The organism is Methanolacinia paynteri (assembly GCF_000784355.1).
Lineage (GTDB): Archaea > Halobacteriota > Methanomicrobia > Methanomicrobiales > Methanomicrobiaceae > Methanolacinia > Methanolacinia paynteri.
Window position 1 is genome coordinate 67,820 of record NZ_KN360928.1, and the last position, 15,830, is coordinate 83,649.

The 15,830-nt window shown below is 50.0% G+C and carries 16 protein-coding genes; 8 read left to right on the forward strand and 8 right to left on the reverse strand.

Annotated features, from left to right (window positions below; translation table 11 throughout):
* Positions 1-102: 102 nt before the first annotated feature.
* The 4 genes from endA to pheT are packed head-to-tail and all read left to right on the forward strand — an operon-like array spanning position 103 to position 5,663.
* Complete coding sequence (endA, locus tag METPAY_RS03755) at positions 103-1,104, forward strand: tRNA-intron lyase (RefSeq protein WP_048149280.1); 1,002 nt, start codon at positions 103-105, stop codon at positions 1,102-1,104.
* Positions 1,105-1,142: 38 nt separating this feature from the next.
* Positions 1,143-2,408, forward strand: a complete 1,266-nt coding sequence (locus tag METPAY_RS03760; protein ID WP_048149282.1) for a tryptophan--tRNA ligase — start codon at positions 1,143-1,145, stop codon at positions 2,406-2,408.
* 5 nt (positions 2,409-2,413) lie between these two features.
* A complete protein-coding gene (pheS, locus tag METPAY_RS03765) occupies positions 2,414-4,048 on the forward strand; it encodes a phenylalanine--tRNA ligase subunit alpha (RefSeq protein WP_052418643.1) in 1,635 nt (544 codons plus the stop codon).
* Between the two features lies 1 nt (position 4,049).
* Positions 4,050-5,663 (forward strand): phenylalanine--tRNA ligase subunit beta, encoded by a 1,614-nt coding sequence (gene pheT / locus METPAY_RS03770; protein ID WP_048149284.1) that lies wholly within the window; start codon positions 4,050-4,052, stop codon positions 5,661-5,663.
* A gap of 43 nt (positions 5,664-5,706) precedes the next feature.
* On the opposite strand, the gene METPAY_RS03775 is transcribed toward pheT, so the two are convergent.
* Positions 5,707-6,210, reverse strand: a complete 504-nt coding sequence (locus METPAY_RS03775; protein ID WP_048149286.1) for a hypothetical protein — start codon at positions 6,208-6,210, stop codon at positions 5,707-5,709.
* Between the two features lie 108 nt (positions 6,211-6,318).
* On the opposite strand from METPAY_RS03775, the gene METPAY_RS03780 reads away from it, so the two are divergent.
* Together METPAY_RS03780 and METPAY_RS03785 are read left to right on the forward strand one after the other, a co-directional pair.
* Positions 6,319-7,254, forward strand: coding sequence for an ornithine cyclodeaminase family protein (locus METPAY_RS03780; RefSeq protein WP_048149287.1), 936 nt, complete (start codon positions 6,319-6,321; stop codon positions 7,252-7,254).
* Positions 7,255-7,330: 76 nt separating this feature from the next.
* A complete protein-coding gene (locus METPAY_RS03785; protein WP_048149289.1) occupies positions 7,331-7,999 on the forward strand; it encodes a hypothetical protein in 669 nt (222 codons plus the stop codon).
* Positions 8,000-8,012: 13 nt separating this feature from the next.
* On the opposite strand, the gene hisF is transcribed toward METPAY_RS03785, so the two are convergent.
* A complete protein-coding gene (gene hisF / locus METPAY_RS03790; RefSeq protein WP_048149915.1) occupies positions 8,013-8,819 on the reverse strand; it encodes an imidazole glycerol phosphate synthase subunit HisF in 807 nt (268 codons plus the stop codon).
* A gap of 139 nt (positions 8,820-8,958) precedes the next feature.
* On the opposite strand from hisF, the gene cofH reads away from it, so the two are divergent.
* A complete protein-coding gene (gene cofH / locus METPAY_RS03795) occupies positions 8,959-10,068 on the forward strand; it encodes a 5-amino-6-(D-ribitylamino)uracil--L-tyrosine 4-hydroxyphenyl transferase CofH (RefSeq protein ID WP_048149291.1) in 1,110 nt (369 codons plus the stop codon).
* A 16-nt stretch (positions 10,069-10,084) separates the two neighbouring features.
* Here the strand turns inward: cofH and METPAY_RS03800 are convergent, their stop codons facing one another.
* Positions 10,085-10,342, reverse strand: a complete 258-nt coding sequence (locus METPAY_RS03800) for a hypothetical protein (protein WP_048149293.1) — start codon at positions 10,340-10,342, stop codon at positions 10,085-10,087.
* Positions 10,343-10,434: 92 nt separating this feature from the next.
* Between METPAY_RS03800 and METPAY_RS03805 the strand changes: the two genes are divergently transcribed.
* The gene (locus METPAY_RS03805; protein WP_048149917.1) at positions 10,435-11,661 is read left to right on the forward strand and encodes an adenosylhomocysteinase; all 1,227 of its coding nucleotides are present in this window, start codon (positions 10,435-10,437) and stop codon (positions 11,659-11,661) included.
* A 201-nt stretch (positions 11,662-11,862) separates the two neighbouring features.
* Here the strand turns inward: METPAY_RS03805 and METPAY_RS03810 are convergent, their stop codons facing one another.
* The 5 genes from METPAY_RS03810 to METPAY_RS03830 form a co-directional block, all read right to left on the reverse strand.
* Positions 11,863-13,029, reverse strand: coding sequence for a PKD domain-containing protein (locus METPAY_RS03810; RefSeq protein ID WP_052418644.1), 1,167 nt, complete (start codon positions 13,027-13,029; stop codon positions 11,863-11,865).
* Between the two features lie 84 nt (positions 13,030-13,113).
* The gene (locus METPAY_RS15405) at positions 13,114-13,656 is read right to left on the reverse strand and encodes a YIP1 family protein (RefSeq protein ID WP_281174080.1); all 543 of its coding nucleotides are present in this window, start codon (positions 13,654-13,656) and stop codon (positions 13,114-13,116) included.
* Between the two features lie 182 nt (positions 13,657-13,838).
* Positions 13,839-14,084, reverse strand: coding sequence for a hypothetical protein (locus METPAY_RS15410; RefSeq protein ID WP_245611516.1), 246 nt, complete (start codon positions 14,082-14,084; stop codon positions 13,839-13,841).
* Between the two features lie 957 nt (positions 14,085-15,041).
* Positions 15,042-15,317, reverse strand: coding sequence for a helix-hairpin-helix domain-containing protein (locus tag METPAY_RS03825; protein ID WP_211251514.1), 276 nt, complete (start codon positions 15,315-15,317; stop codon positions 15,042-15,044).
* Positions 15,298-15,825: a hypothetical protein gene (locus tag METPAY_RS03830; RefSeq protein WP_048149298.1), complete on the reverse strand. Its 528-nt coding sequence runs from the start codon at positions 15,823-15,825 to the stop codon at positions 15,298-15,300. The genes METPAY_RS03825 and METPAY_RS03830 overlap by 20 nt, the downstream gene beginning before the upstream one ends.
* Positions 15,826-15,830 lie beyond the last annotated feature (5 nt).

A 15,830-nucleotide genomic window follows, 5' to 3' on the forward strand; every position in this document is an offset into this window, starting at 1 on the left:
AAAGGCAACCTCGCAAAGGTTCGAGAACTTTCGGCCTGACACTCCCCTCCCTCCCGACCTACCAAGATGCTATTATCCATAAAAACCAACCTGTTCTTTCAAGTGAAGGCTTCTTTTGACGGAGAATGGGTATGCCCCGGGGAAGACGGGACTACCCTGTATGAAAACAGCGGTTACGGCAGGCCGGACGGAAACAGGCTGAAACTGTTTCCCGAGGAGGCCCTCTACCTCGCCGGAAAAGGCAAACTTACGGTTGACAAGCTCGACTTCGATGCACTCGCAATGAAGTTCTCGGAAAAACCCGGGTTCATGCGGAGATTTCTGGTGTACAGGGACATCCGCGAGAGAGGCCTCGTCATCCAGACTGGACCTCAGGACTTCAGGGTATTCCGGAGGGGCGAGAAGCCGGGAAAGGGAAGATCCCAGTACCTGATAAGGGTGCTCTCGGAGCGGGACTTCGTAGACTTCGAAGCGATTGCCGCCGACTCCCATTCTGCGGCAAACATGCGGAAACAGTTCGTAGTCGCTGTCGTAGACGACGAGAACGAGATCACGTACTACGAGATAAAGACAAACGACCTCCCCAAAGGAGAAAGCTGCGACGAGATAAAAAAGGTAAAAGGGCAGCTCACCGGCAGTTCGGTCTTTGTCATGCCGAAGGAAGGAAAGAATACTCTTCCCGAAGGGGCGATGTTCGGAACATGGTTTGACGAAAACCGCCTGGTTCTTTCGCCTCTCGAAACGCTCTATCTTCTCGACAAGGGCCTGCTGGAGATCGGAGGCGGAAAAGAAGAAGAGTTCAGGGAGAGACTTGAAGAAGAGGACCCCGAACTTCCGTTCAAGATGAACGTTTACGAAAGCCTCCGTGACTCATGCTACATACCGAGAACCGCCTATAAATTCGGCCATCACTTCAGGGTGTACAACGAGAGATCCAGCCATTCGGCGATGCTCGTCCACGCGATTCCCGGCGGATCCGGGATGCCGATGAGCAGGGTGTCGAGGTCGGTCAGACTAGCTCACAGTGTCAGGAAGAAGATGCTTTTTGCATGTGTAAAGCAGAATAATATAGAGTACATCGAATTTGCAAGAATAAAGCTGTAATAAACTGGAATACTGTAACATACCGAAGTTGAAAACCCATGCAGTCCGAAATCAACCCGTGGTCAAGCAATCAGGATATCGAGACGAACAAGCTCTTCAGCGAGTTCGGGATCGAACCTATCGAACCGCTTCTTGACAAGATCAAAAACCCGCCGGCGTTCCTCAGGAGAAATATCGTAATCGGCCAGAGGGATTACGGCCGTGTTGTCGATGCGATGGCGAAGAACGAGAAGTTCTTCGTCATGACAGGATTTATGCCGTCCGGCCACCCACATCTGGGCCACCTGATGGTGATGAAGGAGGTTGCATGGCACGTTCAGCAGGGCGGTATCGGTTCCGTTGCTATAGCAGACCGCGAGGCGCATGCCGTAAGGGATATCTCGTGGGAGAAGTGCCGCGAATACGGGAAGGAATATCTCAAATGCCTCTATGCTCTCGGGTTTGAGGGAAGAACATACTACCAGAGCAGAAACAACGATCTAAAAGACCTCGCCTTCGAATCGGCGACAAGGATCAACTTCTCGGATCTACAGGCGATATACGGATTCTCGCAGGATACCGCTCTTGCAAAGGCGATGAGTGTCGCGATGCAGGTTGCAGACATACTCTTCCCGCAGGCAGACGACGAACCCGCACCGACAGTAGTCCCCGTGGGGCTCGACCAGGACCCGCATATCCGGCTGACAAGGGATGTCTCGTACAAGCTCAGGATGTTCCTTGTCGAAGAGAGATGCGAAGGCGGCAGGCAATATATCAGCATCAGGTCGAAGAACGCATCCCCGGCAGCTATGGAGGATCTTGCATCCGAATTCCCTGGTGCAAAGGTGTACGAAGGCCATATAGATATCAGTGGCGGAAACTTCGAAGAGATCGAGGAGATCGTCAGGAAGGTCGAGAGAAGAAACGGCGGGTACGGGTTCATCTCACCCTCTGCTACATACCACACATTCCTCCAGGGGCTCCAAGGCGGAAAGATGTCGAGCAGCGTCCCTGAGAGCCTCTTTGGTTTCTACGAGGACGAAAAGTCGGTGAAGAAGAAGATCATGGGCGCCCTCACCGGCGGAAGAATGACGCTCGAGGAGCAGAAGAAGCTCGGCGGCGAACCGGAGAAATGCTCGATCTATCTCCTAAACCGCTTCCACATGCTTGAGGACGACGTGGAGCTGAAGGAGATGTGCCGCGAATGCAAGGCGGGAGAACTGATGTGCGGTACATGCAAGAAGGAGACCTTCGAGAGGGTGAAGGAGTTCCTCTCCGACTTCAGGGAGAAGATGGACGAGTGCGAGCACAAGGTGGAGGAATAACTGAAATGGAACTTACATACAACGAAAAGAGGCTTCTTGCGGTTTTAAAGCCGCTCAAGGACGCCGAAGAGGCAAGATCGAAGGCTGTCGAACCGATCAGGGAGACTTTGAAAGGAATGGGTGACAGCCGTTCGACCAGGATTAATCCTCTCAAGGATACCCTGAAGGTTCTTGAAGAGACCAGAAATATCGCATTCCTCCCGATAAAAAAGGCAATCGAGCTTCTTGAAAATACGACCGAAGGAACCCTCGGCCCGATGCATACGCCGGATGCGGCATATCTCGCAAGGATAATGGACTCCACTGAAGAAGCGGTCGTCCAGTACGCCAACCTCCTCCAGGATCGCGGCCTTGCAATAGTCGAAAAGAAGAGCGTCGTCACGTACAAGCTCACCGAAGAAGGAGAACAATACAGAAAGAATGGCCTTCCGGAGAGGAACCTGATAGAATCCTTCGATGCCGAAATCCCGATGGCCGAACTCCAGAAGCACCCCCAGTCGAGGCTCGGAATAGGCTGGCTCCGGAAGAAAGGCTGGGTTGATATCAAAGACGGCATCATAATCAAAAAAGGTGAAGCAGCGGAAGGAGCGGACGAATCGGCTCTTAAAAACCCTATCCCCGGCCAGCCCGGCATCCAGGATCTCCTGAAGAGAAAACTGGCTGAAGAGATCGAGAGCGTCTCGTATATAATATCAATAACACCCGGGGGTGAGAATCTCGTCGAATCCGGTCTCGACCTGAGGCAGGAAGTAATGACGCTCACCTCCGAACAGATACGAACCGGCGAGTGGAAGAACCTCAGGCTGAGGAAGTACAGTACGAAGACCCCGAAGAGGATCTACGCGGGAAAGAACCACCCCTACCAACAGCTTATCGACGATATGCGCCAGATACTCTTCGAGATGGGCTTCACCGAGATGAACGGGGGCATCGTCGAGAGTTCGTTCTGGAACTTCGACGTTCTCTTCCAGCCTCAGGATCACCCGGCAAGGGAGATGCAGGACACGTTCTTCCTCGATCTCGAGGAGGAGCTTCCGGCCGGTTACGAAAAGATCAGGGACATGCACATCTCCGGCGGCGACACGACATCAACAGGCTGGGGAGGCGAATGGAAGGAGAAGAAGGCGATGCAGTGCGTCCTGAGGACACACACCACCAGCCTTTCGATCCAGTATCTCAAGGATCACCCCGAACCGCCGGTAAAGGCGTTCTGCATAGGCAGGGTATACAGGCGCGAGGCGATCGATGCGACCCATACGCCGGAGTTCGAGCAGCTCGAGGGAATCGTGATGGACAAGGACGTAAACCTCCGCCACCTGATGGGATTTCTGAAGGAGTTCTACCAGAAGATGGGATTCGAGAACGTCCGTTTCAGGCCGGGGTACTTCCCGTATACAGAGCCATCGATCGAGCCCGAGGTATGGGTCGACGGCCTCGGTTGGGTGGAGCTCGGCGGGTCGGGTATATTCAGGGAGGAAGTCACTGCACCTTGGGGAATAAAATACCCGGTCCTTGCATGGGGTCTCGGCGCATCGAGGGTCGCGATGCTAAAGATGGGCCTGAAGGACCTCCGCCAGCTCTACAGGAGCGATGTCGACTGGGTGAGAAACGAACCGATAGCGAGGAGCAGGAGATATTAAAATGCCGGTCATAAAACTCCCGTATAAATACTTGGTAAGACTCACCGGAGCTGAACGCGATACGATCGTCGACAGGCTCCCGATGATGGGATCTGATGTCGAAAGGATCGAGGAGGAACAGATCGATGTCGAGTTCTTCCCCAACAGGCCCGACCTCTTCTCGGTGGAGGGTGTCGCAAGGTCGATGAGGGGATTTCTCGGGATCGAGACAGGACTCCCCGAGTACAAAGTGGAGCCGGGCAATACAGAGTTCTCTGTCGACCCGAAGCTTGCCGATATCAGGCCATACCTCGGATCGGCGATAATCAGGGACATATCCTTCGACGACGAATCGATCGAATGCCTGATGGGGCTCCAGGAATCCCTCCACTGGGCGGTAGGAAGGGGAAGAGCGAAGGTGGCGATAGGCGTCCACGACCTCGACAAGGTAAAGGCACCGTTCAGCTACATCGCTTCGCCCCGGGACAGGAAGTTCGTCCCGCTCGACTTCGACCGAGAGATGACGATGGAGCAGATGCTGAAGGAGCACCCCAAGGGCGTCGACTACGCTCGCCTCGTAGAGGACAAGCCCCTCTTCCCGCTGATCGTAGATGCGGACGACAATGTCCTTTCCTTCCCGCCGATCATAAACGGAGAGCTTACAAGGGTTACAAAGGACACGAAGAACATCCTGCTCGACTGCACAGGGACCGACGAGAGAGCGGTCATGACAGCAGTTAAGATCATCTGCACCGCAATGGCCGAGGCGGGCGGAAGGATCGAGACGGTGAATGTCAACGGAACTCCAATGCCCGATCTTTCGCCTTCGGAGAGGAGAGTGGATGTCCATGAATGCAACAAACTCCTCGGCCTCACCCTTGCCTCTGCTGAGATGGGGAAACTCCTCGAAAAGATGAGGTTCGGAGCAGTTCCAGACGGGAAATCGCACGTGAAGGTCACCGTCCCGTGCTACAGGTCGGATATCCTGCACGACTGGGACATCTACGAGGACGTGGCGATCGCATACGGTTACGAGAACGTCCCGGCAGAACTTCCTCCGACATTCACGATAGGAAAGGAGAATCCCGTCCAGAGAACACTCGGGACGATCAGGGAGATCATGGCAGGACTCGGCTATATGGAGATCATGCCGTTCACGCTCTCGAACGAGAAGGTGCTCTACGACAACATGCAGAGGGACAGAAAAACGGAGGCCCTTTCGTTGATGCATCCCATATCGGAGGACCATACCCTTGTGAGAACCGACATCCTCCCGCTCCTTATGGAGACCCTGAAGCTGAACCAGCACAGGGAGCTTCCGCAGAGACTCTTTGCGGCCGGCGATGTAGTGGAGAATGTTGAAACGTTCCAGAAGGCCGCCGCTGTAATAATGCATACCGAAGCGGACTTCACGGAGATCTACTCGGCAGCCGATGTCCTCCTCAGGGAACTGGACCTCGAGTACACGATTGAAGATTCATCCGATCCTGCATATATCGAAGGAAGATGCGGCGACATCTATGTCGAAGGAAAGAAGATCGGCTCGTTCGGAGAGATCCACCCCCAGGTCATATTGAACTTCGATATGGATCAGCCCATAGCCGGTCTCGAGATCGACCTGAGAGTTCTCCGGTAAAAAAAGAATTTTAATTAAACTCTTTCAGGTTTAATTTCCTTTTTTAAACCATATACCAGATAGTAGCATCAGTTACGCTTGCGGTATTCTGGCTTGGGTTATACAGAACAATGTTCAGGTACTCGTCAGAAGACTCTTCCAGAACGCTCGATACGACGTCGTTATAGGTGCTTATAGGAGTATAACTTCCCTGGTTTGTCCACATTTTGTTCTCGAAGTTTCTTAGCTCCGTATCATTGAAGAACATGACGACAATCGGGTCACTCGAGATTACCTGGATCTTCAGATTCATAAACTGCTCCGAATCGACACTGGGTGTAAATGCCTGAAAATCGCCAAGCGGACCAAGTGTCTGCCCTGCACCTTCACGCCATAGTATCCATTCCCCCATAATCACTGGTTCGGTAGCCGTAGCGGTCACCAAAGGAGTTGACACTTCAGTAGGTGTAGGGGTGACTTCGGTCTGGGTACTAGTGCATCCGCATACGAAAGCGGCTGCCACAACCATCAGCACGATAATTCCAAAAAGTTTGCGATTGTTTTTCATCCACAATCCTCCGAAGAGTAGATCAATCCAACCAGTATTTAGTATTTTTCAAATTTACATGCATGACATGCGGAAAGGTTCATATTCATTCCCGTAAATCTTCAGTTTATGAGATACTACCCCAATCCTGCCGGAAATCTCGACCTGAAGGCTGTAAACAATGCAATCAGGGAGGCATTCGCAGAACACGGAAGAGGAAACGTCCAGATGCCTCCTAAGGACTATGTATTCTTTGAAAAGGGGGATTTCCGGACTATGCCGGGATACATCCCCTCTCTCGGCATCGCAGGAGTAAAGGTTGTAAATGTCCACCCGGACAACAGAAAGGAGGGGCTCCCGACTGTTATGGCAGTCATCGTGATAATCGATCCCGAAACAGGATACCCGGAGGCGATCCTAAACGGAACAAAACTCACCGATCTCAGGACGGCTGCGGCCGGTGCAGTCGCGGCAAAATATCTCTCCCCTTCCGGTAAAGTATCGCTTGGCGTCTTCGGTAGCGGAAGGCAGGCGCAGACGCAGGTAGCAGCAACCGCCCTGGAGCTCGAGGTGGACGAGATCCGGGTGTGGAGCAGGAATGAATCTCATGCCGAGTCCTTCTGCAGTCTCTTTCCCGATCATGAGTGCCATCCCGCTGACCCGGAAGACGTATGCGTGTGTGACGTCATCGTCACCGCCACCCCGTCACGCGAGCCGATCGTAAAGGATGAGTGGATCTCCGAAGGAACGCATATCAACGCAATCGGTGCCGATGCTCCGGGAAAAGAGGAGCTCGACCCGGCCATACTGAACAGAGCCACCGTTATCGTCGACGACCCGAGGCAGGCCGTACATTCGGGTGAGATAAATGTCCCGATAAAAAAAGGGCTGTTCAGCGAGGACAGAATTGCAGGAACCCTGGGGGAGTATGTTCTCGGAAAAAAGAAGAGAATCTCAAATAAAGAGATTACAGTATTCGACTCCACCGGCCTTGCGATCCAGGATCTTGCTATATCAAGAATCGCGATGGAAAAAGCAGAATGGATTGAACTTGAATTCAGTTGAAAATCACTTTGGATAACGAAATAAATTGGGAATAAAACTGCGAGATTCATAACAGATCAGGAATAAAATTTTTAGAATGGACTTTATTGACTGGTGGTGCAGGCAGTCGGCTTATACAAAGATGCTGGCGGCTGTAACGGTCATTTCCTGTATTGCATATTCAATCATGTCTGCTATGAAAATTCTTCCGGATTTTCTTCTGATTCCAAATTATTTTCCGGTTCGGGACTTCTTCCCCATGATACTGTTTAAATACGACGTGACGGTAATTGCCAGTGCGATAACGGCCGGGATTATAATAAGTCTGTATTTGAGATCCGTTATAAGGATCTGGAATAGAAAGAGCTATTTCAGAGTGCTTGCATTTCTCTACGCGGGATTGCTCTTTTATTTATATTATTTACATTTTGTCGGTCACGCGCCTCCTCCCGGGATAGTGGAAGAGATCTTCTGGGTAATCATATGCGGTTTATCCGTCACCATTTGCGGACTTGTGATAGAATATATCTGCATGTTGCCGTGCAGGTGGTTCTGTCCGGAAAAAAGGTACATAACTCTGGCGGGAATCCGGTATCGCATCTCAGGGGAATCGGAAACATGCCATGCGAAGGCAGGCAGAAATAAGAAAAAAGCCAGTGATACGTTAGAAAACGGATCTAAATTCATCCAGTCCAACGAGAACTCAGTAAACCAGTACGATGAAAGTCAGGAACCGGAAGAAAAGGCTTTGGTGCAAGGTTTATAGCTGCACTCCGGAGCTATAATCTTACGGCAACCCCTTTCTTCGCAAGGTATTCCTTTACATCGGCAACGGTCATCTCCCCGAAGTGGAAGACAGATGCCGCAAGGCATGCATCCGCTCTCCCGTAGACAAAGCCGTCGTAAAAATGCTCAAGCTTTCCTACGCCGCCCGATGCGATTACAGGGATCTTCACCTCTGATGAGATCATGGATGTTACCGGAATATCGAATCCCTGCTTCACGCCGTCGGTTTCCATGCTGGTTAAGAGAATCTCGCCTGCACCGCGGCTTTCGGCCTCTTTCGCCCACTGCACAGCGTCTATTCCGGTCGGTTTGCTTCCCCCATAGATGACAACCTCGTACCAGCAACAGCTTCCGTCCGGCATCTCGATGACGGTCGCACCCTCCTTCATCTCGTTATTCCGGCGGACATCTATTGCAGCTACAATACACTGGTTGCCGAATTTTTCCGCACCTTTCGTGATAATATCCGGGTTCTTCACCCCCCCGGTGTTGATCGAGACCTTATCCGCCCCGGCACGGAGAAGATTCTGCATATCGTCTATGGTATTGATCCCGCCGCCGACTGTAAGGGGCAGGAAAAGCTCATCGGCGGCACGACGGATAACGTCGATAAGAGCTCCTCTCCCCTCTTTTGAGGCTGTGATATCGAGGAAGACTACCTCGTCGGCCCCCTGCGCGTTATACCGTGAGGCAAGTTCCACAGGATCGCCGGCGTCCTTTAGTCCGAGGAAATTCGTTCCCTTTACAACACGCCCGTCTTTGATATCGAGGCAGGGAATGATTCTCTTTGTAAGCACCATCTCTGTTATTATGAATGCAACTGAAGCCGTAAAGTTATTTCGAACCCGGGCCCCTCTGCCGGGTGCACCGCCATATGTATAACATGTAAGTGCATATCGCTCTACCAACAGGAAACCGGAGTTCCGGGAGACATTTCAAATGGTATATAACGGAAGAACAGACAGGAGTGTCAGGCAAATCCTCAAAGATATCCGGGGCGGCTCGATCCCGGATGAAACCGATGTGCTGGCATTACTCAATGCGACAGGACGGGATACCTGGGATGTTGCCTCCGCCGCCGACATTATCCGCGAGGAAAAAGCCGGCAATGACGTAACATGGGTGAGAAACCAGAATATAAACGTTACAAACATCTGTATAAACTCGTGCGGTTTCTGCGGCTTTTGCAGGAAACCCGGAGATCCCGATACATACTTCTTCGATAATGAAACCCTGAGAAAGAAAGTCCGTGAGGCTGAAGCGAGAGGGGTTACCGAGATCTGCACGGTAAGCGGACTTCACCCCGACTTCAACGCCGATTCGTATCTCTCGCTTATAAGACTCATCAGGGAGGAGGCGCCGGAGATCCATATCCATGCATCGAACCCGATGGAGGTATATTATGCTGCAAAGCAGAGCGGCATATCTACAGAGGAGATGCTTACCCGGATGAAGGAAGCCGGATTAGGATCGATGTGCGGAACTGCTGCCGAGATCCTCGTCGACGATGTCAGGAAGAAGATCTGCCCGGGAAAGATCAGCACTGGGGAATGGATTCGAATTATCAAAGAGGCACACAACCTCGGCATCCGGACGACGGCAACGATAATGTACGGGTCTATCGAAAGGCCTGAAGACATCGTCACCCACCTGAAAATTATCAGGGATATCCAGGATGAAACCGGAGGCTTCACGGAGTTCGTTCCGCTGAGCTATATCCACGGCCAGACGCCTCTCTTCAGGCAGGGGCTTTCGAGGGCGGGGGCGACCGGAAGAAACGACATCCTTATCACGGCCGTAGCAAGGCTCTATCTCGATAATTTCACGAACATACAGACATCATGGGTGAAATACGGGACTAAAGTCGCCCAGTTATGCCTTATCTCCGGTGCAAACGACATCGGCGGGACGGTGTACGAGGAGAGCATCTCAAAATCAGCGGGAGGAAAGGACACCGAGTTCCTCGATCCCGTGGAGATGGAAAGGATGTCGGAGGACCTCGGGAGAAGACTTGTCAGGAGAAATACATTGTATCAAAAATTAGACTGAATATTAAGAATAAATATCAGATTCTCTCTTTTCTGGATTCACTACATTTTTTACGGGTTGATTCAACAAGATTCCTGTAATTCTCCACTGCAAGCAGAACCTTTTTGCTGTCGACGGTTATCTCACGCAGATTCCCGGACGGGAACTTCTTCCAGATCCGCCCTTCAACGGGATCGATTCGGGTGGAAGGTGTCACATGCTCCCCGCACTTGTTCAGTTCATCCCTCAGCCGTCTTCCCACAGACACAAGATTCTCCGGGTATTCATCATCCATATTAAACGTGGGAGTACGGTTTGAAGCGTTTTGTAAATAACTATTACCTTTCAGGAACAAAAATAAAACCAGTTTCAATAAACGGTGATATTTTGAAATCCGGTGAACTTAAAATGAGCTGGGCGAGGCAGTACATGCCCGTCCTCGAAGAGATCAGGAAAAGATTCGAGGCAGAGAAGCCCTTTAAGGGAAACAGGATCGGAATGGCCCTCCATGTAGAGGCAAAGACAGCCGTTCTTGTAGAGACTCTTGCCGCAGGAGGCGCAGAGGTCTATATTACGGGCTGCAACCCCCTCTCTACGCAGGACGATGTCGCAGAGGCACTGAACGATGTTCCGGGCGTAAAATGCTACGCAAAGAGAGCATGCTCGGTAGAAGAGTATTACGATGCGATCGATAAAGTCCTTGACGTCAGACCTACGGTAACGATCGACGACGGCATGGACCTCATCCACCGCCTCCATACGGAGAGGCGTGAACTTCTCGACGGGATCATAGGGGGCTGCGAGGAGACGACGACCGGAATTCACAGGCTCCGTGCAATGGCAGCTGAAGGAAAGCTTGAATTTCCTGTAATAGCGGTCAACGACACGCCGATGAAGAGATTCTTCGATAATGTCCACGGTACAGGCGAGAGTGCACTCTCATCAGTGATGATAACCACGAACACGCTCATCGGCGGAAAATGGTTTGTAGTTGCAGGCTACGGCTACTGCGGCCGCGGGCTTGCAAAGATGGCGCACGGCCTCGGTGCAAAGGTCATCGTCACAGAGATCGACCCGAGAAGAGCTCTTGAAGCCCACATGGACGGATACTTCGTGATGACTATGGAAGAGGCTGCAAAGATCGGCGACATCTTCGTCACTACAACTGGCAACACATCGATCATTACCGAGAAGCATTTCAGGGTTATGAAGGACGGGGCGATCCTCTCCAATGCGGGTCACTTCAATGTCGAGATAGATCTCGAATGGCTGCATGCAAACAAGGAAGGCTACGAAGCCCGCGACAGTATAGAGACATTTATAGTAAACGGGAAGAAGATCAATGTCCTCGCCGAGGGACGCCTTGTCAACCTTGCGACAACCAAAGGAATGGGGCACCCGATCGAAGTCATGGACCTCTCGTTCGCGCTCCAGGCGCTCTGCTCCGAGTATATCCTGAAAGAGGGCGCCGGGCTGAAAGGCGATGTCTACGACGTTCCGAACGGGATCGATGTCGAGGTTGCATCGCTCAAACTCGGGTCTCTCGGTATCAACATAGATGCCCTTACCGAAGAGCAGAATCTCTATATGAACTCCTGGGACATCGGGACATAGATTCCTACAAAATTGATAAAAACAGACATTTTTTTCTTATTTCAATTAACAGTCCGCTCTGGTCCGGATAAATTTATGCAGGAATAAAGGAATGAGAAGGCATCCCTGTTTTCTCCTGAAGTAAATACTGCATTAAAACGGCAACTAGGTCAGAATAAAAATCTGTTGAAAAAATATTGAAGATTTGAATTGTTATGTTTATCAGCTCATCCCGAAGAATCCGGCGATGATGGATCTGTATTCCTCATAAAAGTTATAGAACCGCCCCATCTCGCTCCTGAAATACTCGGTGCCCGGAATTCCGAATATCGTTGTGCCGGGAGAAGCACTGCTCAGGTCTACTTCAGTGGCTGTTGTGGTTACAGACGCAGTCGTCTCTACTGCGTATGTTACCGAAGGAGTCGTGGACTTCGCATTGACGGCAATTGTCTTGCTGGAAGTAGTATAGGAGTTCGAACCTTCATAGACGGTCAGTGTAACAGAGTATGAGCCGGCCGAATTATAGGTATGAGAAGTAGTTTTACTGGTTACAGAAGATGTTTTCCCGTCGCCAAAATTCCAGTAATATTGATCAATATCGTAATCTCCCGGATTTGCTGTGAAGGTTACTGCCAGCGGAGCTATACCAGTCGTAGGTGAAGCGGAGAACGATGCCGAGATATCGGAAGTAACCGTAATCCAGTCTTTTTCAACTATTGTACCGGCAACACCTTCCTCATCGACAACAGTGTGCCTGACCGTGTATTTTCCCTCTTCTTTGAACTTAATAGAGGGATTTTTGCTGGTGGAAGTAATCACGTCGATATCGTCATTGTCTTCATCATAGAATTCCCAGTAATAATCCTCGATATCACGATTATCATAATAATCAGACTCATTAGATGCATCTTCAAAACTTACGGTGAACGGAGCACTGCCATACCTGTCATCTACGGAAAACCCGGCAACAGGAGCATACTTTGAGGCTACTACTTCGATCTCCTTATAAGATATGGAATAATTTCCGTTTTCATCGATGACTTTCAGGGATACATTATATGTACCCGTGGAGGTGTAGGTATGTTCGGTATCGGCATCATCAGCGTCGTCTACTTCATGATCATCACTGTAACTGCCGTCACCGTCAAGATCCCACTTCCAGTATTTTATCGTATGTGATTTCTTCTCTGAAGTATCGGTGAACTTCACAATAAGAGGATTACTGCCTATATCAGAACTACCTTCGTTGTAATCTACTACAGAAAAAGATGCAGCGACATTAAGACCGTCATTGGCAACAAGTTCCCCCGCTGAAGCGGGCATACAGATTATTGATAATAAGACCAGCATAAAAAAAAACAGAATGCTGATCTGTCCTATGAATCTCATAAATGACTCCTTCTAATAATTTTATTTTTTAATAGATTATACATACCGACATTCATATCGTTTCTCCATGCCGTAACTTCACACTCACCCGAATATCGAAAAATTGTCCGCACCAAGCATTGTCATAATGATAAAGAGGACTACAAATACCGCCGCAGGGACCAAAACGGCGACAGAAGCCTGATCGGATTCCATGTAATAGGTCTCGCGCATCCCTGTATACTGAAGATAAATGCTCCAGAACGGTGCAATAATGATCCCCAAAAAAGGGATTAATCCTCCGACCGCATAAGGAGCCGCAGAATACGCCGCAACCTTGAGAGCCTGGCCGATATCCTCATCGAATCCCTCGTAATATGAAACGAAGTGCAACAGGACTCCTGTCAGGGCTGCACAGACTGTGCCGAAGATAATCATCTCCACGGATACGAATATGAGTGTCCCCATATTCGCAAGCCCGGAAAGATATGGATATGCAGAAGCATCGGATGCCATCATGCCAAGGAAGAATAGACTGCCGAATGCAAATACAGCAAGCGATACAAGAAGAACGGGAACTGCATCCATTACTTCCCTGCTCCTTACCTGCCGGAAAATTTCCTCAGGAGACCGGATGAGACCAATGATTGTTCCGGGAACGGAATCCGAATCCGAATATCCCCCTCCGGATCTCCTGGAACCATAACCATTCCTCTTCGGAGCGGTCCTCTGCCTTCTCCCTGACGGGGGGGCATATACGAATTCACTATCCGGCTGCCTATCCGGTCTCCAGGAGTCATTTCTTTCAAAACGACGAGTATATTGTGGAGCTACACGTTCGTCAGGGAAAGGATCATATGAATAGGGATTAGTGTTCCTTTCAGATCCGAATCCAAAGGAAGAATCCGCATTCTCATAAGAATCACGCGAATTCCCCGGACCTCGCGGCGGAGGGGGAGGGGGTGGAGGTTGACGGAATGCATCCTTCTGGCGAATACTTCGTGCCGGATCTTCAGAAACCCTCTGAAAAGTATTGCGTTCCGTTTCAAATCCGGGCGGAGAATTATTACTACCATTACGACTCCGGGGGAAATCCCTGGCAGGAGGTCTTGGTGGGGGAGGAGGCTGATGAAATACCCCCCCCGACCGGGACCGTCCCACCGGATCGGCGCCTCCTCCATAGAAAGGGCCTCTTTCGGTTCCGAATCCGGATGAAGGATACTTATTACCGTCATGACCACGGGACAGGCCCCCGGAAGATTGCTCTCCGGGATTAGACGGAGACCCGCGGAATGCACTCCCATACTCAGGACTTTGAATAAACTCTGAATCTTCCGCAGTACCGGGATTCATCTCCTGTCTGGAAGAATTTATGGCATAAGAACTTCTTTTTGCAGAAACCTTTTTGGAATCGGCACCCGATGGTAATTCACCTCGTTCTATAGCATGTAACAGGGCGTCCCTCTCTGACGACCGGTCCCCTGTTCCGGGATTATTTTGGAAAACGAACATCATTCTTCTGTCCGATCCATCAGGAGCTTTTATCGAGACATCAAGAACCGGTTCGCCCGAGTCATTATTACCCGAATTTGCCGATAGAATTACCGGCAGGGGGATCTGGGAAGATATCTCTCCTTTAGAACCTTTTTCAGAGAGAATTAGTCTTTTATTCGTTGAAAACAGGGTGAAAAAAATATCCTTAACTTTAATATCCGGAATTTCAAGTAGCAATGATTCATTATTTCCAAGTTCAGGTCCTGTCGTTATAACCGCCTCACCGTTATCATTCTCCTGGAAAGTCTCAACCGAATGGCCTCAATTATTTTCCATTTTGTTATATTTACTCAACATTGAGATGCTGTTTTATTTAACTTTACCCGGGTATGACATCAAACTGAAGTCCAGAGCCGCAGGTTGTCATTAGCCAAGGTTAATTTAAGATCTATATAAAATTTGTATGAGTTTCGTCGAATAAAAGATCATATCCTGAAAGAATAATAAAAATAGACAGTGAGTGCCACCGTCATATTCCCTTAATCCTTCCAGTTCCACCATTTGAGCAGTTCGGGGTCGCGGATCTCATTCTCTGCAAAATATACAGCGCACCTGAAGACGTAAAGAACACACCTGTCAACATGCCCGCCCTGAAATACACATAGTTTCGAATACATCTCTTCAGGATCTTCACCTTTAAGATCGTCTACGGAGCGATAACCAATATTCATCAGGTCATGTGCAATCGACTTCCCGACGCCGGGTATTCTCATCAAATCCGTCAGTGCGGATCTTTCACCAGGCTTTTCTTTCATTTCCTTCATTCACCATCGCAACCCCCATCGGGCACAGGTCATTCATCTTACATACGGAACAACTCTTCTTCCGGCTCTTTTTATTCCCAAAGATATATGCAATCAGTATAAGCAATACAAGGATCACAACCTTCAAAATCGAAAACTCAAAAACCATCGAGACCGCAAGGACGATTATAGGGAGAAGTGAAACCCCCATCCACAGGAATGGAGCAAAGCGAGCACCAAAACAGCCGGGAAAATCCTCAACATTGCCTTTCTTAAAAATCTTAGACGTGTACCAGCCCCAGCCCATAGAGCAGCGGCCGCCATAATACCGGCATTTTGTACAGATCGACTTCCTCATCACAAAGAGGAACATTAGTACAAGAAATATCCCCCATGCCACAGCCAGAAAAGGTACAACAAGCCAGATTGCATAAATTCCAAGCACAAGCCATATGAATACGACAATATTGGCAATGATAACGCTCTTCAACGTATAATCTTCAGAATCCCCTGTTTCCATTATGG